At 37.3% G+C, this 26,230-nt stretch carries 32 protein-coding genes, 7 pseudogenes, 1 riboswitch and 1 other annotated feature; of the genes and pseudogenes, 12 read left to right on the plus strand and 27 right to left on the minus strand.

Annotated elements, in window-relative coordinates; genetic code table 11:
• Positions 1–68: 68 nt before the first annotated feature.
• A pseudogene (locus tag JCM13188_RS21155) lies at positions 69–715 on the minus strand (lysophospholipid acyltransferase family protein).
• Positions 716–858: 143 nt separating this feature from the next.
• Here JCM13188_RS21155 and JCM13188_RS12385 point away from each other — a divergent pair.
• Positions 859–1,668, plus strand: coding sequence for an HAD family hydrolase (locus JCM13188_RS12385; protein ID WP_054754430.1), 810 nt, complete (start codon positions 859–861; stop codon positions 1,666–1,668).
• A 178-nt stretch (positions 1,669–1,846) separates the two neighbouring features.
• Here JCM13188_RS12385 and JCM13188_RS12390 read toward each other — a convergent pair whose 3' ends face one another.
• Positions 1,847–2,518, minus strand: a complete 672-nt coding sequence (locus tag JCM13188_RS12390; protein WP_054754431.1) for a YkgJ family cysteine cluster protein — start codon at positions 2,516–2,518, stop codon at positions 1,847–1,849.
• 224 nt (positions 2,519–2,742) lie between these two features.
• On the opposite strand from JCM13188_RS12390, the gene JCM13188_RS19235 reads away from it, so the two are divergent.
• Complete coding sequence (locus tag JCM13188_RS19235; protein WP_279401799.1) at positions 2,743–2,874, plus strand: YflJ family protein; 132 nt, start codon at positions 2,743–2,745, stop codon at positions 2,872–2,874.
• A 134-nt stretch (positions 2,875–3,008) separates the two neighbouring features.
• Positions 3,009–4,014: pseudogene (gene mreBH, locus JCM13188_RS12395) on the plus strand (rod-share determining protein MreBH).
• 51 nt (positions 4,015–4,065) lie between these two features.
• Here the strand turns inward: mreBH and JCM13188_RS12400 are convergent.
• The 13 genes and pseudogenes from JCM13188_RS12400 to JCM13188_RS12440 form a co-directional block, all read right to left on the minus strand.
• On the minus strand, positions 4,066–4,962 hold the full coding sequence (locus tag JCM13188_RS12400) for a DMT family transporter (protein WP_054754433.1): 897 nt from the start codon (positions 4,960–4,962) through the stop codon (positions 4,066–4,068).
• Positions 4,963–5,032: 70 nt separating this feature from the next.
• On the minus strand, positions 5,033–5,647 hold the full coding sequence (gene thiE, locus JCM13188_RS12405; RefSeq protein ID WP_054754435.1) for a thiamine phosphate synthase: 615 nt from the start codon (positions 5,645–5,647) through the stop codon (positions 5,033–5,035).
• Positions 5,648–5,723: 76 nt separating this feature from the next.
• Positions 5,724–6,350 (minus strand): hydroxyethylthiazole kinase, encoded by a 627-nt coding sequence (gene thiM / locus JCM13188_RS12410; protein ID WP_369405003.1) that lies wholly within the window; start codon positions 6,348–6,350, stop codon positions 5,724–5,726.
• A gap of 49 nt (positions 6,351–6,399) precedes the next feature.
• Complete coding sequence (gene thiD, locus JCM13188_RS12415) at positions 6,400–7,215, minus strand: bifunctional hydroxymethylpyrimidine kinase/phosphomethylpyrimidine kinase (protein WP_054754438.1); 816 nt, start codon at positions 7,213–7,215, stop codon at positions 6,400–6,402.
• A 114-nt stretch (positions 7,216–7,329) separates the two neighbouring features.
• On the minus strand, positions 7,330–7,677 hold the full coding sequence (locus tag JCM13188_RS21160; protein WP_369405008.1) for a thiaminase II/PqqC family protein: 348 nt from the start codon (positions 7,675–7,677) through the stop codon (positions 7,330–7,332).
• On the minus strand, positions 7,674–7,898 hold the full coding sequence (locus JCM13188_RS21165; protein WP_369405004.1) for a thiaminase II/PqqC family protein: 225 nt from the start codon (positions 7,896–7,898) through the stop codon (positions 7,674–7,676). The genes JCM13188_RS21160 and JCM13188_RS21165 overlap by 4 nt, the downstream gene beginning before the upstream one ends.
• Positions 7,895–8,407, minus strand: a pseudogene (thiW, locus tag JCM13188_RS12425) (energy coupling factor transporter S component ThiW). Before thiW ends, JCM13188_RS21165 begins: the two are co-directional and overlap by 4 nt.
• An 89-nt stretch (positions 8,408–8,496) precedes the next feature.
• A riboswitch (TPP riboswitch) is annotated at positions 8,497–8,610 on the minus strand.
• Between the two features lie 39 nt (positions 8,611–8,649).
• Positions 8,650–9,447, minus strand: a complete 798-nt coding sequence (locus JCM13188_RS12430) for an ABC transporter permease (protein ID WP_279401800.1) — start codon at positions 9,445–9,447, stop codon at positions 8,650–8,652.
• Complete coding sequence (locus JCM13188_RS21170; protein ID WP_369405005.1) at positions 9,422–10,003, minus strand: AAA family ATPase; 582 nt, start codon at positions 10,001–10,003, stop codon at positions 9,422–9,424. The genes JCM13188_RS12430 and JCM13188_RS21170 overlap by 26 nt, the downstream gene beginning before the upstream one ends.
• Before the next feature lie 23 nt (positions 10,004–10,026).
• Positions 10,027–10,275 (minus strand): ATP-binding cassette domain-containing protein, encoded by a 249-nt coding sequence (locus JCM13188_RS21175; RefSeq protein ID WP_369405006.1) that lies wholly within the window; start codon positions 10,273–10,275, stop codon positions 10,027–10,029.
• A gap of 196 nt (positions 10,276–10,471) precedes the next feature.
• Positions 10,472–10,609 carry a hypothetical protein gene (locus JCM13188_RS19240; protein ID WP_279401801.1) on the minus strand — a complete coding sequence of 46 codons (138 nt, stop codon included), beginning with the start codon at positions 10,607–10,609 and terminating at the stop codon, positions 10,472–10,474.
• Between the two features lie 45 nt (positions 10,610–10,654).
• Positions 10,655–10,795: a hypothetical protein gene (locus JCM13188_RS19245; protein ID WP_279401802.1), complete on the minus strand. Its 141-nt coding sequence runs from the start codon at positions 10,793–10,795 to the stop codon at positions 10,655–10,657.
• A 59-nt stretch (positions 10,796–10,854) separates the two neighbouring features.
• Complete coding sequence (locus JCM13188_RS12440) at positions 10,855–11,400, minus strand: AAA family ATPase (RefSeq protein WP_054754440.1); 546 nt, start codon at positions 11,398–11,400, stop codon at positions 10,855–10,857.
• Positions 11,401–11,568: 168 nt separating this feature from the next.
• Here JCM13188_RS12440 and JCM13188_RS12445 point away from each other — a divergent pair.
• Positions 11,569–13,027 (plus strand): annotated as a pseudogene (locus JCM13188_RS12445) (potassium/proton antiporter).
• 72 nt (positions 13,028–13,099) lie between these two features.
• On the opposite strand, the gene JCM13188_RS21180 reads toward JCM13188_RS12445, so the two are convergent.
• The 4 genes from JCM13188_RS21180 to JCM13188_RS19260 form a co-directional block, all read right to left on the minus strand.
• Positions 13,100–13,258, minus strand: a complete 159-nt coding sequence (locus JCM13188_RS21180) for a GNAT family N-acetyltransferase (protein ID WP_369405007.1) — start codon at positions 13,256–13,258, stop codon at positions 13,100–13,102.
• Entirely contained in the window at positions 13,255–13,392 is a 138-nt protein-coding gene (locus JCM13188_RS19250) for a GNAT family N-acetyltransferase (protein WP_369405009.1), read from the minus strand. Before JCM13188_RS19250 ends, JCM13188_RS21180 begins: the two co-directional genes overlap by 4 nt.
• A 15-nt stretch (positions 13,393–13,407) precedes the next feature.
• Complete coding sequence (locus JCM13188_RS19255; RefSeq protein ID WP_279401803.1) at positions 13,408–13,614, minus strand: GNAT family N-acetyltransferase; 207 nt, start codon at positions 13,612–13,614, stop codon at positions 13,408–13,410.
• Positions 13,615–13,924: 310 nt separating this feature from the next.
• Complete coding sequence (locus tag JCM13188_RS19260) at positions 13,925–14,080, minus strand: hypothetical protein (RefSeq protein WP_279401804.1); 156 nt, start codon at positions 14,078–14,080, stop codon at positions 13,925–13,927.
• Positions 14,081–14,191: 111 nt separating this feature from the next.
• Between JCM13188_RS19260 and JCM13188_RS12455 the strand changes: the two are divergent.
• The 3 genes and pseudogenes from JCM13188_RS12455 (at position 14,192) to JCM13188_RS12465 (ending at position 16,531) form a co-directional block, all read left to right on the plus strand.
• Positions 14,192–15,769 (plus strand): annotated as a pseudogene (locus JCM13188_RS12455) (FAD-dependent oxidoreductase).
• Between the two features lie 13 nt (positions 15,770–15,782).
• On the plus strand, positions 15,783–16,109 hold the full coding sequence (locus tag JCM13188_RS12460) for a YflT domain-containing protein (RefSeq protein WP_054754442.1): 327 nt from the start codon (positions 15,783–15,785) through the stop codon (positions 16,107–16,109).
• A gap of 75 nt (positions 16,110–16,184) precedes the next feature.
• Positions 16,185–16,531 (plus strand): annotated as a pseudogene (locus JCM13188_RS12465) (YflT domain-containing protein).
• A 114-nt stretch (positions 16,532–16,645) separates the two neighbouring features.
• On the opposite strand, the gene JCM13188_RS12470 reads toward JCM13188_RS12465, so the two are convergent.
• A complete protein-coding gene (locus JCM13188_RS12470) occupies positions 16,646–17,173 on the minus strand; it encodes a hypothetical protein (protein WP_054754443.1) in 528 nt (175 codons plus the stop codon).
• Positions 17,174–17,324: 151 nt separating this feature from the next.
• Between JCM13188_RS12470 and JCM13188_RS12475 the strand changes: the two genes are divergently transcribed.
• The 3 genes from JCM13188_RS12475 to JCM13188_RS12485 are packed head-to-tail and all read left to right on the plus strand — an operon-like array spanning position 17,325 to position 19,350.
• Positions 17,325–18,245: a hypothetical protein gene (locus JCM13188_RS12475; protein WP_054754444.1), complete on the plus strand. Its 921-nt coding sequence runs from the start codon at positions 17,325–17,327 to the stop codon at positions 18,243–18,245.
• Between the two features lie 5 nt (positions 18,246–18,250).
• Entirely contained in the window at positions 18,251–18,814 is a 564-nt protein-coding gene (locus JCM13188_RS12480) for a hypothetical protein (RefSeq protein ID WP_054754445.1), read from the plus strand.
• 8 nt (positions 18,815–18,822) lie between these two features.
• A complete protein-coding gene (locus tag JCM13188_RS12485; RefSeq protein WP_054754453.1) occupies positions 18,823–19,350 on the plus strand; it encodes a D-glycero-alpha-D-manno-heptose-1,7-bisphosphate 7-phosphatase in 528 nt (175 codons plus the stop codon).
• Positions 19,351–19,511: 161 nt separating this feature from the next.
• On the opposite strand, the pseudogene argS reads toward JCM13188_RS12485, so the two are convergent.
• The 7 genes and pseudogenes from argS to JCM13188_RS12520 form a co-directional block, all read right to left on the minus strand.
• A pseudogene (gene argS / locus JCM13188_RS12490) lies at positions 19,512–21,197 on the minus strand (arginine--tRNA ligase).
• 37 nt (positions 21,198–21,234) lie between these two features.
• Positions 21,235–21,445: a binding site (T-box leader), on the minus strand.
• Positions 21,446–21,487: 42 nt separating this feature from the next.
• Positions 21,488–22,018, minus strand: coding sequence for a GNAT family N-acetyltransferase (locus JCM13188_RS12495; RefSeq protein WP_054754446.1), 531 nt, complete (start codon positions 22,016–22,018; stop codon positions 21,488–21,490).
• A gap of 258 nt (positions 22,019–22,276) precedes the next feature.
• Positions 22,277–22,936: a CAP domain-containing protein gene (locus tag JCM13188_RS19265; protein WP_369405010.1), complete on the minus strand. Its 660-nt coding sequence runs from the start codon at positions 22,934–22,936 to the stop codon at positions 22,277–22,279.
• Entirely contained in the window at positions 22,891–23,115 is a 225-nt protein-coding gene (locus tag JCM13188_RS12505) for a hypothetical protein (RefSeq protein ID WP_054754448.1), read from the minus strand. Before JCM13188_RS12505 ends, JCM13188_RS19265 begins: the two co-directional genes overlap by 46 nt.
• Before the next feature lie 250 nt (positions 23,116–23,365).
• Positions 23,366–23,638 carry a large conductance mechanosensitive channel protein MscL gene (gene mscL, locus JCM13188_RS12510; protein WP_439646640.1) on the minus strand — a complete coding sequence of 91 codons (273 nt, stop codon included), beginning with the start codon at positions 23,636–23,638 and terminating at the stop codon, positions 23,366–23,368.
• 87 nt (positions 23,639–23,725) lie between these two features.
• Positions 23,726–24,082, minus strand: a complete 357-nt coding sequence (locus JCM13188_RS12515; protein ID WP_054754449.1) for a hypothetical protein — start codon at positions 24,080–24,082, stop codon at positions 23,726–23,728.
• A gap of 69 nt (positions 24,083–24,151) precedes the next feature.
• Complete coding sequence (locus tag JCM13188_RS12520) at positions 24,152–24,853, minus strand: CAP domain-containing protein (protein ID WP_054754450.1); 702 nt, start codon at positions 24,851–24,853, stop codon at positions 24,152–24,154.
• A 188-nt stretch (positions 24,854–25,041) separates the two neighbouring features.
• Between JCM13188_RS12520 and JCM13188_RS12525 the strand changes: the two genes are divergently transcribed.
• Together JCM13188_RS12525 and JCM13188_RS12530 are read left to right on the plus strand one after the other, a co-directional pair.
• On the plus strand, positions 25,042–25,653 hold the full coding sequence (locus JCM13188_RS12525; protein ID WP_054754451.1) for a zinc dependent phospholipase C family protein: 612 nt from the start codon (positions 25,042–25,044) through the stop codon (positions 25,651–25,653).
• Positions 25,635–25,955, plus strand: coding sequence for a hypothetical protein (locus JCM13188_RS12530; protein WP_054754452.1), 321 nt, complete (start codon positions 25,635–25,637; stop codon positions 25,953–25,955). Before JCM13188_RS12525 ends, JCM13188_RS12530 begins: the two co-directional genes overlap by 19 nt.
• The last annotated feature ends 275 nt before the right edge of the window (positions 25,956–26,230 follow it).

A 26,230-nucleotide genomic window follows, 5' to 3' on the forward strand; every position in this document is an offset into this window, starting at 1 on the left:
CACTTGATCTAACGCCTTTTGAATCCTACTTTGTGTCTCTTCAGCTAGCTTTTCAAGTTTCATCTGTTCTACGTCTCTACCGAAATCGGCTCACAAATCGTCATATAAACCGTTGCCTTTTTAATTCTGTTTTGATTCTCTTCCATTATTTTATAAGTGCCATCAACCATTACAGGTAAGACAGGCACTTTAGCTTTTTTAGCTAAAGCTAAACTTCCACTTTTAAATGGCAACATGTTACTCCCCATTGACCTTGTCCCCTCGGGGTAAATAACTAGAGGATGACCATCCTTTAATAATTCTATACCTTTTTTAAAGGTTTTAACCGATTCCCTGCGATTTTTCGGTCTAAAAACAAGCAATCCATGACCTCCATCCAAGGCTTAACAATCGGAATTTTGCTTACTTCTACTTTTGAGATAAACCCAAACGGTTCTTTGAAATACCCTAAATAAGCAAAAATATCATAGTTCGCCTGATGGTTTCCCACTATTAAATATGGCGCTTCTGGAATGTTTTCTTCTCCACATACAACCATGGTTGACCCTGATTGTTTAAAAAACTTCCTTGCAAACTGTTTTGGTACTCTATGTACTAATTGATTGTATTCAGCTCTTGTATAATTATCTCGATCTAATTTTTGATATCTTTTCATGAAAGGCACTGTATATAATACATACAAGACACCATAAAACAAACTCCAAATCGTCCGCATGCTGCTCTCTCCCCTTTATCTGTCTACTCATATTTTATCAAATGTTAAATAAAAAGCGGAACAAACGAAAAAATAGTCGGATTAGTATGTTAAACTATTTTCAAAGATATAAAGGAAGGGATCAAAGACATGTATAAAAACTATTGGATCAAGCAGATGTCATTATATTCGACTTAGATGGTACATTATATGAAGGCACAGAGCATTTTAACCTACATGTTGACAACTTAAAACAACACCTAAATGATGAGAAAAAGGAAAAATTCCAGTCCATTTACGACCAGATATTAAAAGGCGACCACCCTGTACAAATTGGGAAAATCTATGACGGAAAACGTGACATTGTCTGGACGTGGGACCCTTTTACAGAAGAGTTAACAGAAGCTCATAATTGGGAAGGTGAAGTGGTAAACGTACAAGATGCGCCTAAAACGATTGCTGCGCATGAATTTGATTTTAAAAACTGGGTTCCGATTGGAGATGGCTGGTGGCCTCCATATGCGATTGCACGCCATTTCGGTATTGGCACTGACGTTATTCAAGCATCATACAATCGAACTAAAGAGCAGATGGCGGAATTAGACGGTTATCTAAAACAAACACCAGGATTAAAAGGTTATCTTAAAGAGTTACAGCAAGGTAGGCGTTTAATTGTATGTACAAATAGTGATGAAGTCGACGCAAAGCGTCTGCTTAAATTCTTAGACATTGACGAGCATTTTGAAGAACTCATTCCTTCGGCTATGAAACCCGTTCATACGAAGAAACATTTTAGCTATGTTTTAGAAAAGTATCATGTAAAACCTGAACAAGCCGTGTCGGTTGGCGATAACTTCATGAACGAAGTCGCACCTGCCCTTCAATTAGGCATGCGAGCAGTTTGGTTAACCGATGCTAAGGAAAAACCTGTTGAACATAATCAGTACGTATTAACAGATACGCTTGCGCAGTAACGGTTGACTTTTATAGGACATGACATCTTATTTATGAGACGTTTCTGGCTAGTTATGAGACAATTTTTCAGATTTATGATACAAAAAAATGATTTATGGGACATTGAACTTGATATATGAGACATTCGACCCATTTTATAAGACATAAAAAATAAGGCTACCCACTTGTGGGGCAGCCTTATTTTCTATTTTCAATCCACTCTTTTAAAAACACTGGCATGTAGTCATATTGATAAACGTCTGATGGATAGTCCAAGAAGTCTGGATTCTCATCTTCATACATGACTTGTGCAGCCGCATTTAAAGCTCCCATATAATCTTCATACAAGAACTCAAAACTAACGGTCTCTTCAGGAACATAGTTCTCATAACAAATGTCAGGGTCCATATAGTTTACATAAGTGCGGCATGGTAGTGGTCTTGCTTCGTATGCCATACACGCATTGGTTTCTGTATTTAATAACGGGCAAGGCAGTTGCTTCTTAATATAATCATATTTGATATCTTCCTCATCAAAATTAAGCGCTGTTGCTTCATCTATTAATGCTTTATGACGTTCAAAATAATCCTTCAAATGATGAATAAACTCTTCACGCCTGCTTTGTGGCATCGCTTCTATTGATGCCATAATCATGTTCGCTTCAAGTCTTGATATAATGATTGGAAAATAACAGCAAAATGCACATCCTAACTGACAATTAGGCGTCATGCCCATATGGTCATCCATTTCGTTCATCTTTTGTGAAACTTCTTGTTGAAGCCGCTGGTATACTGACACCATACGCTCTAATGATGTGCCCGCCTCATCTAATTGATCTTCAGCAGCATCATAAAAATCGTCTTCGTTCAACTCAAAGTTTTTTTAGCGTATTTAGACGTCTTTTTGACTTCTTCAAGTGAGCGATTTTCCATAAATAACAACCCTTTCTAAATCACTCTTATCATATCACAATGTTTTTTTAAACCATATGCAAAAACTTACAACACTTTATCCTTCTCAATGATTGGTATAAGTGTTACAATGACATCTGCATGATTTTAATAGTGGAACAATTCAAGAAAGAGGTGTTATAGATGTATATCGGTTCAAAAGGTTGGTTCGTAAGCGAATTAAAAAATATTGGTATCAGCTATCATGAAGGTCGCAAAATCGAATCATATGACGCTTCTACACTTGCAAACTTACTAGAAGCCAAGAAAAAATAACCAGTATTGTTACAGAGGATCGGCTCCTCTGTAATTTTTTGTTAAAAAATTCTTAACGACATTCGACAATTTTCCGTGTTAAAATTAAAGCTACAGGATTAATTGATAAGACTTATAGAGACGGAGGCATCTGAATGTTTTCAAATGCAGAAATTGGAATTGATCTAGGAACAGCTAACCTATTAATATATAGTAAAAACAAAGGCATCGTTTATAATGAACCTTCAGTTGTAGCAATTGATACGAACACTCGTAAAGTATTAGCTGTTGGTAATGAAGCAAAAGAAATGATTGGTAAAACACCAGCAAACATCACGTCGATTAGACCATTAAAAGATGGTGTCATAGCCGACTATGAAGTTACATCACAAATGTTAAACGTTATGCTTAAGAAAGTAAGTAAACGTTTAGGCATGTCCATGCGTAAACCAACGTTATTGTCTGTGCGCCAACTGGTTCGACTTCTGTTGAGCGTCGAGCGATTGATAATGCCATTAAAGATTATGGTGCAAAGCAAGTACACATTATTGAAGAACCTGTTGCGGCTGCAGTAGGTGCTGGACTTCCAGTGGACGAGCCTGTGTCAAACGTTGTTGTTGACATTGGCGGAGGAACTAGCGAAGTTGCGATTATTTCATTTGGTGGAGTTGTGTCAGCCAACTCAATCCGCACAGGCGGAGATCACATGGACCTTGCTATAATTCAACACGTACGTAAACATTACAATGTTTTAATTGGTGAACGTACTGCTGAGAACATAAAAATGGAAATTGGTTATGCTTTAATTGATCATGATCCAATGGAAATGGAAATTCGTGGTCGTGATTTAGTTACAGGTTTACCAAAAACCATCTCGCTTAATTCAAAAGAAATTCAAGATGCCTTAAAAGAACCGCTAGAATCTATTCTAGAAGCTGTTCGTGCTACACTTGAAAGCTGTCCGCCTGAACTAAGTGGTGACATCGTTGATCACGGTATTATGCTGACTGGTGGTGGAGCATTACTAATGGTATGAAAGATTGGCTTTCATCAGTAATTGATGTGCCTGTACACGTAGCTGAAAATCCACTTGAGTGCGTAGCTGTTGGAACAGGTAAATCATTACACTTAATTCATAAGCTGCAAAAAGCAGCGAAATAATATCTTATGAAAAAGGTTCGGATGACTAGTCATCCGAACCTTTTTTATTGTTTATGACGATTTTCTTTTTCTAAAATTAACATTCACCATAATGACCCCAACAATAACAAGAATTCCTCCAACAATTTGAGCTGCAACCACTTGTTCGTTTAAAAAGATCACGGCTCCAATTGTGGTGAAGAAAGGTAATAAGTTTAAGAATACACTTGAGAGTGACGGTCCTAAATCGGAAACTGCTTGATTCCATAGCACTAAAGCGATAAAAGATGGGAAAATTCCTAAATATAATAAGCCTGACCAATTACCGGGATTCACAATTTGTGAAGGAAACCCAAGAATAAACCACTCGATTACAACAGCTGGAATTATAACTATTAAGCCTAGACCTACCATTACAAGTGTACCGCCAAATATCGGAAACTTATGATTATGTTGTTTGACTATCAGTGTGTAAAAGGCCCATATGATCATCGCAAGTAGCATCGTTAGGTCACCAATATTAATGTTTAATTCAAGTAGCCTTTCAATTGAGCCCGAGGTTAATACCCACAATGCTCCAATAAAGGATACGACAGTCCCGATAATATGACGAGGTTTCAATTTTTCTTTTAAGATTAAAAATGATAACACCATCGCAAAGGCCGGAGTCGTCGCTTCCACAATCCCAGCGTTTGTAGACGTCGTAAAGTTAAGCGATAAGTAAACTAACACATTAAACGTAGTAATGCCAGTTAGTGCAATTCCAATAAGTGGCCAAAAGTTCTCACGCCAAATTTTATGGTAATAACGAAACTGTTTGAACCCAAATGGAAGAACGACTAAAAAAGCAATTAACGTTCTGAAAAAGGCAATCGTAATAGGTGGTAATTCATTGATAGCTTTTCCAACAATTAAATTACCAGAGAAGATCATAACTGTGATGAGTAGAAATATGTATGAACGAATCAAGTTTTACCACCTCCGACTATCATCTTACTACTTTTACAAACAAAAATAAAAGCGACCAACGTGTGGTCGCTTATAATTTTTGAACAGTTTCAAAAATGTGGTTGGATTTCGTAATAGCTGAAATCACTGATACTCCATTAGCTCCAGCTTCTAACACTTGTTGTGCATTCGTTTCATTGATTCCGCCAATACCGACAATCGGAAGAGTAAGACCCTGATTTCTAAGCGATCGAATCCACTCTAACCCTACAGGCTTCTTAGCATCTTCTTTTGTCTTAGAGCCAAAAATCGGTCCAGTTCCAATATAATCCACTAAATTAATCGGACTTCGTTTTAATTCATCTTGATTTGAAATTGAAAGTCCTATAATTTTATAAGGAAACTGTTTCCGAAGTTTCTCTACAGATACATCATCCTGACCCACATGGATACCGTCAGCTTCAAGTACATTTACTAATTCCACATGATCATTCACAATAAACGGAATATCGTAGGTTTTACATATCTCCCTAAGTTCAAGGCCAAGCTTTAATTTCTCATTTCCATTCTTAGACCCACTTCCTTTTTCCCTGAATTGAAACATCGTAATTCCAGCTTCAATTGCCTTTAGTAATATGTCTCTTGGATCATTCACACAGTTTTGACTGCCCATTATAAAATATTTTCTTAGTAGATGCTCGTTCATTTGGTTGCCTCTTTCAAAAACGTTAGGTCATAAGAAAGCGCATCTATAAAATGAGGTATAAATGTTCCTGGTCCCTTCACATGCTGCAATTGACTTGCATATTCAGCGGCCAAACCATAAAATAGACAGCCTCTTTTAGTTGTTCTTGTAAATCACCATCAACAGAGATACATGAGGTGATGATAGTTCCTAGTAAACAACCTGCTCCTGTTATTCTTTCTAACCATCTATGACCGGTTTTATTAGTTACCGTTTTGCCTGCAGTTACAATAACATCCCTTTTTCCCGTTAAGACAACAGGGCATTGATAGCGATCGAATGCTTTTTCAGCTAATTCAATGACATTGCCATCTCCTACGGCATCCACGCCTTTAGCTTTCCATTTCACATCTGCTAAATAGGCAATCTCTGCGGCATTCCCCTTAATAACCGTCGGCGTGATTTCTTTTAACAACTTTTGAACATTTGCCTGTCTGAATTGGCTTGCACCAACTCCAACTGGGTCAAACAAAACTGGAATTCCTCTATCATTTGCCTTTATACCAGCTCGAATCATAGATTTGTAATCTTGCTCAACTGCAGTACCAATATTTAGTAGAAGACCATCTGCCACTTGAACAATCTCTTCTACTTCCTGTTCTTCTTTAGCCATAATTGGTGAGCCACCAAAAGATAATAAACCGTTCGCACTAAAATTCATCACAACATGATTCGTAATATGATGAATGAGTGGACTTTTTTCTCGGACAGCATCAATTACGTTTTGAGTTCATACGATCCTCCCGAATTCCCCAATGGTTAGTTGGCCCGTTCCCATGTCCTAATGAGAAAGAATATCTTAAAGCTGACGTCACAAATTGTTTCGCATACTCAATAGAAGTCAATAATAGATTTTCTTGCGCTAAAAGAGCTGTAATGGCTGCAGAATAAGTACACCCAGTTCCATGCGTACTCGTCGTATTAATTCTATTAGAAGTAAACTTGTAAAACTCATCACCATTGTATAACCAATCTATAGGATGACCTTCCAAATGACCACCCTTAATTAAGGCTGCTGAAGCACCTAATTCGTTGACAAGAATTTTGGCAGCGGCTTTCATATCTTCCATACTCGTAATACTAGTTTCGGTTAGGTATTCAGCTTCAGGAATATTTGGTGTCACAACCGTTGACAATGGAATTAAATAGTCTCTTAAATAATCGCGCGCATTTTCATTTATTAGAACATCACCACTTGTAGCTACCATGACTGGATCTAGAACGTAGTAAATATCCTGCTGCCTCATACGCTGATGTATAACTCGCATCATATCTTCTGTTGCAATCATACCTGTTTTGAATGCATTAACAGGTATATCTGTTAAAACAGAATCTAGTTGTTTTTCTATAAATTCTATTGGCAAGTGGTGCACATCTTGAACACCCGTCGTATTTTGAGCAACGACCGATGTAATGACTGACATCCCATAACTTTTTAATTCCTGAAAAGTTTTTAAGTCAGCTTGTATACCAGCTCCTCCAGATGGATCGGTTCCAGCAATCGTTAAAACAGTTGATACTTGTTTCATAGAGACACCTCGCTTGACCCAGACCAGTTTTCACATGTGTAAGCCATGTCCCAAAATTTAAGTTCGAGCTCACAGCTTTTACGAAATGCTTCTCTAATATTAATTTTCTCATTTTCATTTGCTAGTGATGCTAATGAGTCTAAGCGTTTTTCTTAAATTTAGAATTAAATCCTTAAGATCGTCTCGATCATAAAAGCTAATCCATTCATAAAAAGGGTGCTCCTCATTAATGTTAAAGTGCTCGATTAAATTTAAGGCAATTTCATAATACGTCCACGGGCAAGGTAAAAGCGCAGAATAAATCTCAGCTAATGTTCCGTTTTGTGCATGAAATAGCATGTGTTTTATATAATGATCTGCTGTTGGTGGTAACGGATGATGTTGTAACGACTTATAATCCACATTTGCATACTGGCAAAAGTTATGGTGTGGGTGCGTTTCATCATTTAAAATAAAACTTATTTGTTCGTTAAAAACTGAAAATCACTTCGCCTACTTGATTTAACTATGGCTAATGCATAAACCTTAATAAATGAATTTAAGTACTCAAAATCTGCTTTAATATAATGCTTCACCGCTTCAGACGGGACATCACCGTTCCCAATTCCTTTAACAAAAGAGTGATTAAAGATCTTTTGAAATAAATCATCGTTTTCATGTCTTAAATTTTCTGTAAAGCTCATTTAGCTACCTCCTCCTCAATGTTACCTGCTGCTCTTATTATGTGTTGATTTAATCTAGTAGTTAGTAAGACACCCATTATGGCACCTGGAACACAACTAACTATAAATACAGGGATAAAAAATAAAGCACCTGCTGAACTGCCCATTAGGAAATTTGCGATTGGGAATGCTATAAGCGCTCCTATTATTCCTGTTCCAAAGATTTCACCTCCAGCAGCCCAACCTTTTTCTTAAACCTTTTATATAAAATTCCTGCGAAAAAAGCTCCAATCATCCCCCCCTGGAAAGGCTAATAACGTACCTAAACCTAGCAAATTACGAATTAAAGCCATGAGAAATGCTATTAACACAGCTGGACCTGTTCCAAGGGAAATGGCTGCCATGACATTAATGGCATGTTGAACTGGATAAGCTTTAGCAACTCCTGCTGGAAACCAAATAAACTGAGATCCAACAATACCGATTGCAATAAACACTGACATAACAGTTAATTTACGAACTTGCCCCACTACTTCACCTCCCTTTGATGCTAAAAAAGGACCTAAATATACACAAAAACGTCAGGCCATAACTGGACCTGACGTTAGAAGACATACTAAGTCATACATAGCTACTTCCCTACGCTGGTATTAACCAGATCAGGTCCTTTAAGAGTTAGAAGCATGCGTGCTTCCTCTCAGCCCACGATTATTGGGCACCCCTAGTAGTGCATCATTTTCAATTTTCATAATTTTACTTTAACAAAGAATATTTATTCTGTCACGTTCAAATTTAATATTGACTCAAAAGTCCCTTTTCCATAGCAATTTTTTTCAGACCTTAAATAAATAAAAATTCCAAACACTAAGTAAAAGACTGAATTTAGAAGCAAAGCTGTGTAATCTAATGCTGTAAAATCTCCCCATGTATATCCGTGGATCATGACTTGACGTACCATATCAATTCCTTTGGAAAATGGAGCAAACACTAAATAAGGAGCTACTGATAGTGGTACAAAAGCTAACCCCATTAAAATAAACTGAAGGACATTTAAGACGGATTGAATTTGTTTAATAATAATTGCAAGTCCTGCTAATAAAAAGCCAACTCCAATCATACTTAAAGTCGTAACCATAAAAATTGGTAATGCGATATCAATTCTTAAAATAAGCCACTCGCCGGCCGTTAACATAGATAGAATAAGTAACACAAACACAATCACACCATAAATCAATACATTTGAGACAATTCTTGCTAAAAGCACTTTCCACATGCCGAGTGGCGACATAAAGAGCTGCTCTAAAGTACCTCTCTGTGCTTCGACTAGCACGACAAACCCTAAATTTTGCATAATGGTTAACATGAAAAACCATATCACGTAGTTTACTATGACGTATTGTACGTTCGTATCAACTTGTTGGGGGTCTCCAATAGCATATAGTCCTAGCAGCATGGCTAAAAAGACGAAATAAAATTGAACAATCATGGTGATCGTATTGGGATAATAGCGTTTTAACTCTATATATTCTTTTGCCATATTGGCTTTAGTGAGATGCCACAGCTGTGTCAATGTCATTCCCCTCCTTTATTAACTGCATAAAGACCTGTTCAAAATCGACTGTCGTACGATCAATTTTTTCAATTTTAGTTTGATTACTTTTTAAAATATCCATAATGATATAAAGGTCGTCTTCTTTTTCCAAGGTCACGTTAATCTGGAGGTCATTTATTTCAACTATCGGAAAGTGGTTATGGATGGCTACTTTCTGCTGTTCTGTGAGGACTTCTTCAATAGTGAAACTGTAAGCTCTTGTCTCAAACAATTTAATTAAATCTTCAACCTTTTCATCTGCTACGACTTTACCACCATTTATGATCACCGCTCTATCGCAAATGTCTTGAACAATAGGCATATCATGAGTACTTATAATAATCGTTTTACCTTGCTCGCTCACAATCTGTTTAAGTAAGTCTCTTACCTCATAGCTTGTTTCAACGTCTAACCCTAAAGTCGGTTCGTCTAATAAAATCACATCCGTATCCGGGAGTAATGCAATCGCGATCGCAAGTTTCTGCTGCATCCCCCGTGACAAACTACTAACCAGTTCTTGCTCTTTATTTTTCAAATTGAAAAAAACTAGTAACTCATCTATTTTACCTTGAATCGCTTTTTTGAGATTCCGCGATTCCCTGCAAAATACTCCATGTTTTCCCTAACTGTGAGTCTCCAGTATATATTTCTGTTCCCTTCTAACACTGCCGTAATATAATTGACTGCCTTTAGTCGTTCTTTATTAGAGTCAAACCCATTTATATGTACGCTTCCTCCATTCGGTTTTAACAGACCACAAATTGACTTAATGGTCGTTGTTTTACCAGCACCATTTGGACCTAACAAACCTAAGATTTCACCTCGATAAACATCAAAACTAACGCCATCTACTGCTTTGACAAGTTCTTTTGTCTTCTTCTTTTGTAAACCTTCTCTAAGTTCCTAACCTCAATAATTTTCTCCATTCTCATCCCCCATTTTCATAATCCATTGTCATTATATAACAAATTTTCTGAAAAGTGTTACCAACTTGGGAATGTTTTTACATCAGACTTAAGTCTGAATGTGAAATATGGATTAGACGGTTACACGAGTCTTCTGTTAATTCATTTAAACCACTTGTTTGTTCAATAAACTTTTGGACGATTGAAGGTTGTTTATAAAAAATTTCAACTTGCATATATTGATATAAATCCTTTAAAACAAAATCTGTTTCATTTAAGAGTTAATTAATAGAGACCCCCGATGATAATTGTTGCACCACCATTGAACAAGCAATTGGCCAGCCTTCAGTCAGGCTATAAATATCTTCAACTTGATCATCATTTAGTTCGATGCTATTCATGTCTCTAATCAGGTGATCCATTTCATCTAATGACAAGGCAAGGTGTTGAGTGATAATCTCTAATAAATCGTCTTGGACCTTTAATTGTTGTAATGGTGTCCAGTTAGGTTTATGCCTAGTCGATATGACGATGTGAATGTTTTTGGAATATGCTTAATTAATAACTGCATCCATTTATGAAAAGAATGGGCTTGATTTAACACATGAACGTCATCAATTACTAAAACTAGTTCATCATTTAAGGCTTCTATTTCATTAACCATCATCGTCATTAACGTCCAAAGCTCATCATCTTTTACATGTTGATTCAATTGATTAAATTGATCCATTAAATCACGACCAAATTCAGGTGAGGCGGATTGAATAGCTGTCACCATTTTCGTTAATAATCTAATAATATGCTGGTCATATTCGGCAACTGTTAGCCAACACGATTTAGAATCTAAGTCTTGGATAAACCTACTTAAACCAACCGTTTTACCATAACCAGCTCCAGCATAAATGATTGTTAGAGGATAGTTAGGAATGAGTTGTAATTGTCTATGTAATTTAATGCGATGGATAAATTGATCTTTTACTGGCGGCGGCGATAATTGAGATTTTAAAACGGGAACTTGGTTACTCATCAGCATCCTCCTTATTCAGAAAATTAATAATTTTATTTTAACATAGTTCAATTATACCAACTCTTATTAATAAGTTTAATTATGAACCTGAAAAGTTTTTATCAGAAGAAATTAATAAGAAGTTTTGATAAAATAGTTAATAGACAATGTGAAAAAAGGGGAACTGCCATGCAATTAGGTTCGTTTGATAATGATGTATTCGTATTAATCATAGCTTTTCTATTAATTAGTGGAGTCATAGCTGCAAAATTCTCTAGCCGCATTGGTCTTCCTTCACTAGTCCTTTTCATACTCGTCGGAATGTTAATTGGTAGCGACGGGTTAGGCTGGATTTACTTTGATAATGCAGAAATTGCTCAAATGGCAGGTATTCTAGCACTAATTATTATTCTTTTTGAAGGTGGTCTTCAAACAAATGGAAGACCGTTCGATCTGTTGCCCTACCTTCTATCTCGCTTGCAACTGTTGGTGTCCTTCTTACATCACTGATCACAGGAGTAGCCGTTCATTATATATTAGATGTCTTATGGTATGAGGCCTTATTATTTGGTGCTATTGTTGGTTCTACTGATGCCGCAGCCGTGTTCGCAGCATTAAAAGAACGAAATATTAAAGCCAAGATGGGAGCAACTCTTGAAGCTGAGTCAGGTACAAACGATCCCATGGCTGTATTCTTAACACTCATTTTTATTGAACTACTATTACAACCTGACACAAGTCTTTGGATCATGATTCCTTCTTTCTTCTGGCAAATGGGAATGGGTCTATTACTTGGACTAAGCATCGGTAAATTAGCTTCGTTTTCAATTAATCGAATTAATTTAGAATCATCTGGTTTATACCCGATTTTTACTTTATCGTTTGGGTTACTAACCTATAGTATTGCTTCAACCATTGATGCCAGTGGGTTTTTAGCTGTATATGTTGCAGCCCTTGTGATTGGTAACTCAGAATTAACTTACCGTTATTCTATTTCGCAATTTAATGAAGGGTTCGCTTGGATGGCTCAAATTCTAATGTTCGTGATTTTAGGATTACTTGCTTTTCCTGAACACGTCTTTTCTTTTAGTGTCATGACGCAAGGATTATTAATTTCATTCGTTCTTATTTTTATAGCTCGGCCAGCTGCCGTGTTCTTGTCATTAATTCGAATGAAGTATACCGTAAAAGAAAAGATTTTCTTATCTTGGGCAGGTCTACGCGGTGCTGTACCAATCGTCTTAGCTACCTTTCCAATTGTAGCCGGTATTGAAAATGCTACTTTATTATTCAATATTATCTTTTCGTTGTCTTAACATCGGCTCTTGTTCAAGGTTCATCGATTAACTATATCGCGGAAAAATTAGGTCTAATGGGGCCAGTTAAAGATACTCCGCACCATTCTATTGAGTTGATTTCAATTGCCAAAGCAAATGCCGAGATGATTCAGTTTCAGGCAAATCGCGATAATGCGGTGGTGGGTAGAACATTAAAAGATATCGAATTTCCGAAAAGAGCTACAATCAGTGCCATTGTGCGAGGTGATCGGTTAATCACACCTTATGGTGATACTGAAATTAAACCTGGAGACTTCTTATATATCTTAGTCTCACGAAAATATAAAGAAGAACTTAAAAAAAAATGTTAAATGAAAAAAACCAGAGTCAAAACAACCCAAGGATGCTTAATTCCTTGGGTTAATTAGTTATGGCATAAATTTTTAAGTTTTTGTGTTCACCTTTAACAAAAATCTCTTCGTCATCGTTCCCTCGTATGACATCCCGACTTTTTGCATCACACGTTCAGAATTAATATTTTCTTCAAAACATAAGGCCTGGACTCTAACAAGTTTCATGTTATTAAAGCCAAAATCTATCATTTATTGACCACTTCTGGCATTAAACCTTTTCCCCAATAATCCGGTGATAAGACATAGCCAATCTCTGCTACACGATGATCTTTCTTCCACCATACAAAATCGGCCGTCCCGATTACTTTTGATCTTTTTATGATTAATTTCCCATGGCGCTACTTGATGGTCCGCATATCGACTTTGGGCAAAATCAATAACTGTAATGTTTCTTCTATACTTTTATGGGCATCCCAAGTGACATTGTCTGATACGATGCGTTGACTTGCGTAATGATGGATATCTGCAGCATCCTCATAGGTAAGCTTCTTTAATTTAATTCGCTCTGTTTCAAGTTCTGGAAACGGGTTAAATACGTTCTCCACGAAATCCCCCCTTATATATATATTTCGCAAGTTATGTCGAATTTCCTTTTGACAAAAGAAAGTAAGCTATGAACATGTGTTCATAGCTTCACTACTGCTTCTCACTATATGTGACTAGGGGGAAATAACCTTTTTCTAATTATAAGAATAACACCACTTGAACCGCTTTCATATTACACAAGGTTTAAATGAATATTACAAAATTATGTCAAATCAGAAAATATAAATGGCTAAAGCGATAATGCTTGCAATGACCACGACTCCATAAATAATTAACAGAGACGGAATGTTTTTCTGCAATGAAGATGTCTCATATTCCCAAGAACGTTTTAAGTTCATCTTTTGGTGAGTGGCCTTCTTGTTCATACTTTTTAACTTTATTTGTTTCATTTTTCCCAATTAAGAATGTACCAATTAACGTTACGACAAATAAAACACCTATAATTAAATAAACTGCCGTCGACATTTTAATCCCCTCCATCTAACTATATTTTACAATAAAATAATGCATCTGAATATCCTTCTGATTGTGACAAATACTACACAAAAAGGGTATATAGAAATGGAGTGTAAAATGATGTCTAAACCTAAATTTCCGGATCAGTCTCATTCTATATGGTTTGAAGAGACTTCAATTCCGACCTTTGAACCACTTACTGAAGACTTAACAACTGATGTCGTCATTATTGGTGGTGGAATTACTGGCATAACTGCCGCCTATCTTTTGTCACAACAAATATTAAAGTCGCGTTACTTGAAGCTAGTACGTTATTAAATGGCACAACTGGACATACGACGGCAAAAGTAACCGCCCAGCATGAAATTATCTATCAGGATTTAATTAATAAAATGGGGTATAACACAGCCAGACTCTATTATGAGGCGAATATGGACGCACTTAAATTGGTTGAAGAGCTTGTGACGAACCATCAAATTGATTGTGATTTTGAGAAACAGGATGCCTATCTATTTTCAACTTCTGGAGAGTACAAAAATAAGCTTGAAAAAGAGTACCAAGCTTATGACAACTTAAAATATTAAAGGAAATTTAGAAAGTGAGATTCCCTTTAATGTTCCAATTGAAAATGCTTTATCTATGAAAAATCAAGCGCAGTTCCATCCGCTAAAATACTTATCTCATTTAATTAAACTCATCCAGGATAAAGGCGGGAAGTTCTATGAACAGACAGTTGCTGTTGATGTTGAGGATGCTCACGGTGCCGCTGTCGTTGTCACTCGAGACGGCTTTCGTGTGAAAGCTAACTACGCGTTAGCCTGTTCTCACTTTCCTTTTTATGAAGGAACGGGACTCTATTCAACTAGAATGTATGCCAGCCGTTCATATGTGTTAGCTGTTAAAGCTAACAAACCTTATCCAGGTGGCATGTACTTAAGTGTTGATAAACCAGAACATTCAATCCGTAAGGCTACTTATAATGGCGAAGAGGTTTATTTAATCGGTGGTGAGGATCACAAGACTGGTCAAGGTAAAGGCATGATGGAACACTTTAAAGGCTTAAAACGCTTCTGTGATGACTTATTTACAGAAAATGAATATGAAATTTTACACAGATGGTCAGCTCAGGATCTTATCACCCTAGATAAAATTCCATATGTTGGCCCGATTACTAAGAAACGACAAAACGTACTAATTGCAACAGGCTACCGTAAATGGGGTATGACGAATGGAACTAATGCCGCAAAGTTAATGAGTGATTATGTTTTAGGTGAGATGAATCCATATCAAGACGTCTTTTCTCCTTCTCGCTTTTCACCAGATCCAAGTTTAAAGAAATTTTTCATGGAAAACTTGGATATGGCTAAACACTTAATTAAAGGAAAAATGGAAGTGCCACGCACTAAAATTGAAGAGTTAGATCATGATGAAGGTTCGATTATACGAATGGATGGTGAGCGAAAAGGAGCTTATAAAGATCCCGATGGACAAGTTCATATCGTTGACACGACATGTACTCATGCAGGATGTGAAGTTAATTGGAATGAATCAGAACGTTCATGGGATTGTCCTTGTCATGGATCTCGATTCTCATATACTGGTGAGGTGTTAGAAGGCCCTGCTGAAACTCCATTGCAGAAGCATGACTTTCACATGATTGACGACTATAAATTTGACGACAAACGTTCAGGTTATTAAGGAGGAAAGTTTTATGGCGTATGTAAAAGATTATAAAAATGACCAAAACATTGAACATGACATTAAGAAATTATTAGGTAATGGTGTCAGTCAAGAAGATATTTATGTATTGACTCATGATGATGAGCATACAGAAGATTTAGCTCATAAAACTCGAACACATACGATCGAACTCATGCAAAGTGAAGGATTTGACCAAAAAGGCAATGAATTAAGAGCAAAACTAGAAGAAGTTGGCGTATCAGAAGAAAGCGCTGAACAATATGAAGCGATGTTGGATCAAGGGAAGATTCTATTAATCGTAAGAGGCGAGCGAGATTTTGATGATTTATTAAGTTAAGCCCTTCTTGTATGTTTTAGATTTCGTTCACGTGGTAAACACCTAATGTAACATATTAAAGAAGGAGTGAAAGACATGCCATTTGTAAAAGAATATACGAATGATGAAAAACTTGTTCAAGATGTTCAAAAACTAAAAGATCACGGAATTGACAACTCTGAAGTGTATATATTGTCACATGATGACGATCGTACAGAACGTATTGCGAGTAATGCAAAAGCCAACACGATTGGCTTTAGTGAGCAAGATATGAAAAACTTCTTGAATAATATGTTCAACAAAAAGGTGACGAACTTAGAACTAAACTTCAAGAAATGGGCTTTAGTAAAGATGAAGCTGAAGAATATGAAGAAGACATGGATGAAGGTAAAGTATTATTAATTATCAATAGCGATCAAGCCGTATCATCGGTATTAGAATAAACTATCTCCTCCCCCTAATAGTTTTTAGGACCTCACAGTAAAATGTGGGGTCCTTTTTGTGCTAATACAGTAAATTTCTCCGTGGTTAAACGGGCGCTCAGCTCTTTTCAGATCCTAATAACACTGAAATGAATCGATTCGTCTTAAATCTACACCATAATACACCCAGAAGAACCCAGTCCACCTGTAACCAGATACTGAGCGTCTACCGACATATGTTGGATAGAACCAGAAACGCTGGCGGTTATCTAGCCATACATAAGTGTATCGGTACAAGCAGCCCCTAATGGAACCCGGGTCTACCGCTTGAACTCCGTACTGACCACCTTGCTGCGGGGTAAAAGATGGAGGTGGTCCTTGTGGGGGGCCACTTGGTCCTTGACCTAGTCCACCTGGAAAGCCACCCGGTCCTCCGCCAGGAAAACCTCCTGGGCCGCCACCTGGGAACCCACCTGGACCTCCTGGAAAGCCTCCAGGACCACCGCCTGGGAAGCCACCTGGGCCAAACCCTTGCCCTGGCGGAAACCCTCCCGGCGATTGACCAGGAAAACCGATTAATTGTCCAAGAAAGTTAAATGGAGAAAACTGATCATCATCATCTGGCTGCCGATATGGACCATGTTGTCCGTTATATCCGTTCATGGTTTATTCTCCTTTCTAAAAAGCCTCACACCATCATCATATGTAAGACTTTAAAGAATGGGTGTCTGTCCGATGAAAGACTTCTGATATAAACCATTTTTTTCTAATCTATTTTTGGTAACATATAGCTATGTATGAGGGGGAATTAAGAATGAAATTAAAGTTTCTGTTACTAGGGCTGCTCATTATTGTTTTGAGCTCCATTGGTAATTCCATATACTTTAACGCACAACAACTAGATCAACCGTTATTTTTAGAACACTATTACGTACATCAAGTTGGAGAAACACCTTTAAAATTTTACTACATAGATAATAAATTTAATCAGCGAAAAATCAATTATGTCACGATTAATGGTAAAACCTTTCATCTTCAAAATAATTCTTTCGCGTTTCAACATCCAAACAAACCTAGAAATATTACGGAATATAGCCATCATGCGTTAAGAGAAATTTTTATTTATTTTAACGAACCATCTGTTAGAGAAATTCAATTACCGTTTTCTTTTAATGACATGACGGTCCACTTTAATGATGGAACTTCAGCGAAAGTCGATGTTGGCCATGTAAACGTGAAGAAACCTTCTCAATTTGAGAAAAAACCCCACATATACACATCAAGACACTATGGAAGTGGTAGCGATGGACGTGCGATTGAATCAAAACAGTTTCATGAGAGCGCACAGATCGAATCATTAAGTATACCTTTAGAAGAAGTTAAAGGAGATTTTGAAGTTAAACTGAACACCGCCAAAGGAACGACGAAACAAGAGTGGCGAGAGGAAATAAATAAATCGAAAAATCACCCGATTGAACCTTTGATGAAGGCCGAGTGGTCTGAACTACCTGGGGGGCTTTTTCAAGATGCCGAACCTTACAAGATCGAACAAGGTAAGCAATTATACATATATACTCAAATTGATTTAGATAAGACTCATATGTACCTTTTTCGAGCTCAGTTAAACGGAACGACCGACCAAGGCGAGTCATTCGCCATTCCTCTGCTATTACATGAAGATCCTAACCTATCATCAAAGGATATTCAGGAATTAATCAAAGCGAGAGGGGAATAACATACATGAGAAAAGCCATTTTATTAATTTTTGGGGGGTTATTAATTGTCTTTTTAGATTTTCGATTAAATGAGTTCGACGTCTTAATGGACCCTTTAGGTTATGTCATCACGACAGTAGGATTTAACTTTTTTGCCAATAACATTCAGCCTGCTAGAACGGCTCAAATTATTTCTATTCTTCTCGCCGGCTTAGTAATTCCAGAAATGTTTGTGGACCCTAATGCCACTTATACAACACTCGGACTCTGGAACTTTTACTTTTTAGGTGTTACGATATTAAGTATTGTTTTAGCCTATTACATCTTTCTGTTATTAATTGAATTGGCTGACCAAATGAATCGTAGTGATTTAAAAAGGCGTACGGAGAAGACGATGAAAGCCTATTTGGTTATCATGTTCTTTATTGCGCTGTTAAACACATTTAGTATCAATGTCAGCCATTTATTAGGCTTTATCATAATCCTAGCAATTGCTGGGCTCATCACTCAAATAGTGTTTTTAGTTCTTATATTTAAATTTAGGACAATAGATGAAACCGATCATCAACAGATTAGCATGGAAGGATGAATGTGCAATTGAATAAAGCAGTATTTTTAGACCGCGACGGTGTCATTAATGAAGTCAAGACCCATCGCGTTAAGTTTGTCAATCGTAAAGAAGATCTGTATTTCTTAGAAAACGTACCTGAATCGATTAAAAAGTTAAACGATGCCGGCTTTAAAGTGTTTGTCGTTACAAACCAAGGTGGTGTTGGATTAGGTTATATGACAGAAGATACGCTAAACGATATTCATGATCATATGGCTAGAGAACTCGCAAAGCAAGGCGCGCAAATACACGAAATTATGGCATGCACGCATGCCCCTCATGAAAACTGTTACTGCCGAAAACCAGGTTCACAAATGTTACTCGACCTCATTGATGATTATGATATCGATATAATGAAAAGTTATATGGTCGGCGACCGCGAGCCTGATATCGAAGCAGGGAATGCAGTCGGTATTAAAAGTCTAATGGTAGTAAACACACATCCAGAAGCTTATAAAAGCTTTAAAGATTTAAGTGAAGCCGTCGATTGGATATTAGAAGATGAAAAAGCTTGAGGCGCAAGGCCTCAAGCTTTTATTGTAGCTGCAGGTTTTTTGGTTTATCTGCAGGTTTTTCTAATTTACCTGCAGGTTTTCACGATTTATCTTCATGTTTTTGCGATTTACCTTCACGTTTTCAACTTTTATCAACATGTTGAGCTATTTTACCTGCAGGTTTACATATTCTCGGGGGCACTAATTCCTAATAACGTAATCCATCTTTAATTACAATTCCTGTTGATTCGACTAATGCAAGACGATCGTCTAGCTGCCTATCATCATGTAATATCTTGACCTTCCCATAATATTTATTAAAAGCCTGCGATAAGTCAATTAAATACTTAGCAATAACAGATGGCTCGTATTCTATATAACTCTTTAAAATCACTTCTGGAAACTGATGTAATCGTTTTACGACTGGCCAAGATTCATCATCGTTTACACCATCATTCACCTTTGGCTCTGCCGCATATTTACTTAAAATAGACTGGGCGCGTGCATGCGTATACTGAACATAAGGACCTGTATGGCCTTCAAACCGGAGCATGTCTTCAAGTGAAAACTCTACATTGTTAAGGCGATCATTTTTCAAATCGTGAAAGATAATGGCACCCACACCAACCATCTCCGCGACTTTCTCCTTATTTTCCAAGGACGGATTTTTGTCATCGATATTCTCCTTAGCTAACTCAATCGCTTCTTGAATAACTTGATCGAGTAACACAACTTTACCTTTACGGGTCGACATCTTCTTGCCATCTTTTAAAATAAAACCAAACGGAACATGGTGCATATTCTGTGCCCACGTGAAGCCCATCTTCTGCAGAACTAAAAATAGCTGCTTAAAATGCAAGGACTGTTCATGTCCAACGACATAGATCGCTTGTTTGAACTGATATTGATTTTGCCTGTAAATAGCAGCTGTAAGATCACGCGTCGCATACAACGTTGCCCCGTCACGCTTCTTTATTAACGAAGGTGGAAGGTCAAACTCATCTAAACTGACTACCTCTGCTCCATCTGATTCAACTAATAGTTCTCTTTCTTTAAGCTGATTAATCGTGTTAGCCATCTTGTCATTATAAAAGGCTTCACCATTATAAGAATCGAAATCCACACCCAACAAATCATAGATTTTCTTAAATTCTTTTAGTGATTCATCTCTAAACCAGTCCCATAGTTGATGAGCCTCTTCATCTCCATCTTCCAGTTTTTTAAACCAATTTCGTCCTTCATCTTCTAACTGAGGGTTCGCTTCCGCTTCTTTATGAAATTTCACATAAAGCTCCAGCAGCTCTTTGATCGGATTCTGGCGCACCTTATTCTCATCGCCCCATAGTTTGTAGGCATAAATGAGCTTTCCAAACTGGGTTCCCCAATCACCTAGATAATTAATTTTGACTGATTGAAAACCCACCTTCTCAACAATATTCGCAAGTGACTGACCAATGACTGTAGACCGTAAATGCCCCATCGAGAAAGGCTTAGCGATATTAGGTGAGGAAAAATCTAAAACGATCTTCTCACCCTGGCCAATTTGCGACTGACCGTAATTGCTGCCTTCTTTTAGAATGGTTTTAAGCACGTTTGTACTCACAACTGATTTGTCTAAAAAGATATTGACATAAGGTCCAACTGCTTCTACTTGTTCAATTAGTGGATCCTCGATCTTCTTTGTTATGTCTGAAGCAATTCCCTGTGGGGATTGACGCATTTTTTTTGGCTAAAATGAAACAAGGAAACGAATAGTCTCCATGGTTTTCACTTTTAGGCTTTTCAATTAACTTTGCTACTTCCTTTAAGGTTAAATGTTCACTAACATGTTCGTGAATGACCGTTGTGAGAGACTGTTTTATATCCATTAGATTCCTCCTCAATAAAAAACTCGCCTCTTAACCATTAAGAGACGAGTTGTCGCGGTACCACTCTTTTTACCTGTTAAAACTAACAGGCCACTTTACATTGATAACGGGGGTTACCCCGGCTCACCATACTAGGTTTCAGGTAGCTCCTCAGAAGTGCGGTTCATTTAGGTTTCACTGTTAGGCTCACACCAACCCTAACTCGCTGTTAGCTACATCTAAATTACTCTCTTCATCATTGGATTCACTTTTTCAATATATTACCACAAAATATGATATGTAAAGCATCGTTATTCGTTTAGTTCAGCGTATTCCTGCTGCAGAAGACTCATGATATAAATATCATGCCATTCTCCGTGTCTAAAGAAGCTCTCTCTTAGTTTGCCTTCAACTGTAAAACCAAGATTCTCATACATTTTCTTAGCCTTCTGATTAAACGAAAACACTTTTAAACTAACTCTGTGTAAATTGAGCTCTTTAAACGCATAATTTAATAGCAGTCGAAACGCTTCTTTCCCGTAACCTTGCCCCCAGTAATCTTTTTCGCCAATTAGTAATAAGATCTCTGCATGACGCTGCCTAAAGTTAAGGCCAACCAATGAAATATTTCCAATATCACGATTGTCTTCTTTATTAACAATGATGAAGCTCTTACCTTCTTTAATTTTGTCATAAAATTCTTCAATGTCTTCATGGTTGTAAAGATCAAGTGACGATCTCATGTTCGTAAACACTTCAACGTCATTGTGCCAATTATAGAGTGTTTTGACATCATCCTTAGCTAATTTGCGAAAGTAAATCCGGTCCGTTTCAAATACCATGTTATGACCCCCTAGTGTAATTCATGTTTTAACATATCTTAACACAAAAGAGCTCTCCTAGTACTCCAAGCACATGTTCATTGTCTAGTATATTAAAAAATCTTCTAGTAAAATTTCGAAATTGTCTAGTAAAACTTAAATTTTGTCTAGTAAAACAGTCAAATTGTCTAGTAAACGTGGTCAATTTCAGCTTAAGAAAAAGACGCCCGACCTAACAGAAAGTTAAGCCAGACGTCTCCCTTTTTCTACTCTCTCTATTTATTTACCAATGAACATTTGTGTCCAGTAAGTTTGTCCATTTGATTCAACGTAGCCAACGCCAATGTGTGTGAAGTTACTGCTTAAGATGTTTTTACGGTGGCCATCACTATTCATCCAGCCATTCATAACTTGTTCTGGAGTCGTTTGACCCATCGCAATGTTTTCACCTGCAGTACGGTAGTCAATTCCAAACTGCTTCATCATATCAAACGGTGAACCGTAAGTTGGTGATGTGTGGCTGAAGTAATTGTTCTTAGCCATATCACGTGATTTTTCGCGTGCAACATCACTTAATTCAGATGAAGCTTTTAATGGTTGTAAACCACGTTCTTGTCTTTCTTGGTTGACTAATTCAACAACTTTTTGCTCAAATGCTTGTAAGTCTGAAGTTTGTTGTTGATCTTGCTTTTCTTGAGCTGGCTCTTGTTGCTGATCTTGCTGTGGAGCTTCAGCTTTTTGTTCTTGTTGCTCTTTTTGAGGAGCTTCAGCTGGTTGCTCTTGTTTAGGTTGCTTTTCAGGAGCTGGCTCCTGTTTAGCTGGCTGCTCTTGCTCAGCCGGTTGTTCTTGCTTTGGAGCCTCTTCTTTTGGCTCAGCTTGCTTCTCTTTATCTTCTACTGGCTGCTGTTTTGTGCTTGATTCCAGTAGTAATCTATAAATTTATTCCAATTAAACTTTGTATCCTGTTGGAACCACTCAGAGAAATTAACTGTGAATGTGTGTGCTTCGTTTGACGACTGGCTATCGACTTGGCTACTTGCTGCTACTTGTCCAGTAGCTAAAATAATTGACATAATGACTGCGATTAACACAGCCGTAATTGGTCTTAACATTTTCAAGGTATTACCTCCTTAGATGTCTTGACCCCCACACGCACATTATAACAACTTTCAACCAGATTTTAAGAGTTAATATATACCATAGAAAAAGTTTCTAGTTAGTAGACCGCTTCCTTACTATTTGATACGTAACTTCGGGCCTCTTTCGTCTTTTTTCTTTTCCTTTAACAAGTCACGTATTTCATTCAGCACTTCTTGATTAGGGTGAGGAGCCTCCTCAAGTTTTACACTTTCTTTCCCTCTAATGTAATTAAAAAATCTTGATAAAGATATAGATTGAAAAGGCAATAATTAAGAAGTCGATGGTTGATTGTAAAAAAGCTCCGTAACGAATAACGGTCCCATCAATGTTAATGACCAAAAATTTTAAACTTGTCCCGCCTGCAAGCAGTCCTAAAACAGGTGCTAGGATGTCGTTTACAAGTGAGTCTACGATTTTACTAAAAGCCGTCCCAATAATTACTGCAATAGCTAGTTCTATGACATTGCCTCTCAAAGCAAACTGCTTGAATTCCTTCCACATGACAATCCACCCTTTCATTGGTAGATTATATTCAATGTAAAGTTAAGTTATCATGTGGATCAGAATTTTTTATACTAACCAGAGGAATTAACGATCGTCAGTTCCTTGTTTTATCTGATTGGTTTGGTACATAATTTCAAAAATCGAAAGCAATATGGCGAACCAGAATATTCCGCTAGCAAAAGATACCCCTGGTTCATTAACGGTACCGATTAACGAGAAAATGATGACCATTCCTGTTATGATCAACGTGCTGACGACTTGCCAGTTCCTTATCTGCTCTAATGATCCTTCCTTGTACTTTTTATAATTTAAACTATAAACGATCAGCCCAGCAAAAATCCAAGCTAGAAAATTATGTGAGAATCCACTAACAAAATGATCAATAATTAGTAAAACACCTATCCCAATAAGCAGTAAGTAGTCTATTTTATTTAAATTCACTGTAATTCCTCCTATTCACATATTAATTACTATACAAAACCGAACCACTCATTGTGATCCGGCTTCTTCCTACTTCCCTATAAACATCTGCGTCCAGTAATAAGTTCCGTTGTCTTTAATAAAACCGACACCTAGATGTGTGAAGTTTTCATGGAGAATGTTCTTTCTGTGTCCGTCACTATTCATCCAGCCCTCCATGACTTGTTCTGGACTCCGTTGACCCATCGCGATATTTTCGCCAGCTGCCATGTATTTCAGGCCAAATTCTTGCATCATATCGAATGGTGATCCATACGTTGGTGATTCGTGACTAAAATAATCTTTGTCTGCCATATCCTGAGATTTAGCGCGAGCGACATGGCTGACGTCAACAGAAAACTCAAGTGGCTCAAGTCCCCGCTTTTTTCGCTCTTCATTCACCAGTTCATGAACGCGGCGTTCAAACTCATGGACTTGGTCAGAATCCCGCTCTGTCCCGTCTACTTCATCACCTTTAAAAACTGGGACTACATCAACGTCTTCATCACCTTCTAAGTACATAGACAGCATCATCGCTGCACGGTTAAGTCCATTGACAGCTTTCTCCGTAGCCTCTGCCCAGTCAACATTGGTCACTAAATGCTGAACTCTGCTCCCGACTTCTTCAACAGCAGTCGTCTCTTCATTAGATGCTGCGTTTTGCTTAGAATCTGTAAACATCGACTCTGGCAGGGAATTTATAATATAACCGATGACTAACAGTACAACGGCATACTTAATTAATTTGAACATGATCTTTCCTCCTCTTAGGAGCTACTTATTCATTATAAGACCAGCTAAGAACATTTTAAACAAAAACCTCTTTAGATAAACCTTTTCCCTTTTATTTTCCGACATAACCTGACATTTTCTTCAAAAAGAAGGGATTTACCCATATATCTAGAATCAGTTATGTATCAAGTATTTAAGAAGGTGATCGTATGCCAAACGTCTGGACCCATATTTTATTTTGTGAAGATGTCATGGAATATGTCCCGTTAAGCTCTCAAGTACGTAAGCACCAACATTACTTTAATTTAGGAGCACAAGGGCCAGACCCGTTCTTCTATCATAACCCCTGGCCTTGGACAAAGAGTTCTCCAATTAATGACCTAGGACTTCTCATGCACCGTAATAAATGCGGGATCGTCCTACGTGATATGATTGAAGGCGCTAAAATTGGAACAGACGAAACGAAAGCCTATACACTGGGTTTTATCACTCATCATGTTCTCGATCGTGTAACGCATCCATATATTCATTATAGAGCTGGTTATAAAGACTATGACCATCAAAAGCTCGAGACGATTATTGATACGTTAATGCTGTGGAACTTTAGAAATATTAAAACCTGGAAGGAACCGGTTTCTCAGAAATTAAATGTGGGCACAGAGCTTAACTCCTATTTGTCTGTGATGTTAGAGAAGATCTTGCACGAACATTTTGGAGATGACCTGTCAATGCAGGAAGGCTTTGTTCAGAAGTCTTATCAAGATATGAAGCTAGCTTTAAGAATCGTTTATGATCCATATGGATGGAAAATAAATTATTAGGAAAAGTGATTCCACCTATTTCACATAGGCCAATCACGGAGGTAACGGACTTTTTAAATGAACGGCACGAGGTTTGGCATCATTCAGCTACTCAAGAGCCAAGTACAGAGAGTTTTATTGATTTATACAAACAAGCCAGAGATGAGGCGGTAACTCTCGTTAATGCTATTTTACAATATTGGGAAAAACCATTGGATGAAGTGCGGGCAACAGCCTTTGACCTACTCGGCGATATATCATACGATACCGGCCGCCCATTAAATGAAAGCTTAGAAAATAAGTACGCTGAGCCGATTGTATAACGAGGAAAGAGAAAAACTTCAGATTAACTAGACAATCTTAATACAATACTAGACAAAACAGTTACGTTACTAGACAATTCTAGAGATTTACTAGACAATTCCGAAAAAATACTAGACAAAATTTTAAGATTTACTAGACAAAATTGCAATTTTACTAGAAACTTTTTATTTACTCGAAAAACCAAGAGGCTGGGACAAAATATTAATTAATCTAGAAGAAGACGAATATTAGAGGAGAGATCAACCCCTAATATTCGTCTTCATTTTTAGCTGCA

Origin of the sequence: Piscibacillus salipiscarius JCM 13188 (genome assembly GCF_001311865.1) — a bacterium.
GTDB lineage: Bacteria > Bacillota > Bacilli > Bacillales > Alkalibacillaceae > Piscibacillus > Piscibacillus salipiscarius.

Bases quoted from the DNA above. Each gene is read 5' to 3' on its own strand.
- JCM13188_RS12440 (WP_054754440.1), bottom strand. From the start codon at position 11,400: ATGAGTAACCAAGTTCCCGTTTTAAAATCTCAATTATCGCCGCCGCCA.
- JCM13188_RS12460 (WP_054754442.1), top strand. From the start codon at position 15,783: ATGGCGTATGTAAAAGATTATAAAAATGACCAAAACATTGAACATGAC.
- JCM13188_RS19245 (WP_279401802.1), bottom strand. From the start codon at position 10,795: ATGGATCACCTGATTAGAGACATGAATAGCATCGAACTAAATGATGAT.
- JCM13188_RS19235 (WP_279401799.1), top strand. From the start codon at position 2,743: ATGTATATCGGTTCAAAAGGTTGGTTCGTAAGCGAATTAAAAAATATT.
- JCM13188_RS12525 (WP_054754451.1), top strand. From the start codon at position 25,042: ATGCCAAACGTCTGGACCCATATTTTATTTTGTGAAGATGTCATGGAA.
- JCM13188_RS12530 (WP_054754452.1), top strand. From the start codon at position 25,635: ATGGAAAATAAATTATTAGGAAAAGTGATTCCACCTATTTCACATAGG.
- JCM13188_RS12470 (WP_054754443.1), bottom strand. From the start codon at position 17,173: ATGAACGGATATAACGGACAACATGGTCCATATCGGCAGCCAGATGAT.
- JCM13188_RS12475 (WP_054754444.1), top strand. From the start codon at position 17,325: ATGAAATTAAAGTTTCTGTTACTAGGGCTGCTCATTATTGTTTTGAGC.
- JCM13188_RS12495 (WP_054754446.1), bottom strand. From the start codon at position 22,018: ATGGTATTTGAAACGGACCGGATTTACTTTCGCAAATTAGCTAAGGAT.
- thiE (WP_054754435.1), bottom strand. From the start codon at position 5,647: ATGAACGAGCATCTACTAAGAAAATATTTTATAATGGGCAGTCAAAAC.
- JCM13188_RS19260 (WP_279401804.1), bottom strand. From the start codon at position 14,080: ATGTCGACGGCAGTTTATTTAATTATAGGTGTTTTATTTGTCGTAACG.
- JCM13188_RS12480 (WP_054754445.1), top strand. From the start codon at position 18,251: ATGAGAAAAGCCATTTTATTAATTTTTGGGGGGTTATTAATTGTCTTT.
- JCM13188_RS21165 (WP_369405004.1), bottom strand. From the start codon at position 7,898: ATGAGCTTTACAGAAAATTTAAGACATGAAAACGATGATTTATTTCAA.
- JCM13188_RS12520 (WP_054754450.1), bottom strand. From the start codon at position 24,853: ATGTTCAAATTAATTAAGTATGCCGTTGTACTGTTAGTCATCGGTTAT.
- JCM13188_RS19240 (WP_279401801.1), bottom strand. From the start codon at position 10,609: ATGCAAGTTGAAATTTTTTATAAACAACCTTCAATCGTCCAAAAGTTT.
- mscL (WP_439646640.1), bottom strand. From the start codon at position 23,638: ATGTGGAAGGAATTCAAGCAGTTTGCTTTGAGAGGCAATGTCATAGAA.
- JCM13188_RS21180 (WP_369405007.1), bottom strand. From the start codon at position 13,258: ATGATAGATTTTGGCTTTAATAACATGAAACTTGTTAGAGTCCAGGCC.
- thiD (WP_054754438.1), bottom strand. From the start codon at position 7,215: ATGAAACAAGTATCAACTGTTTTAACGATTGCTGGAACCGATCCATCT.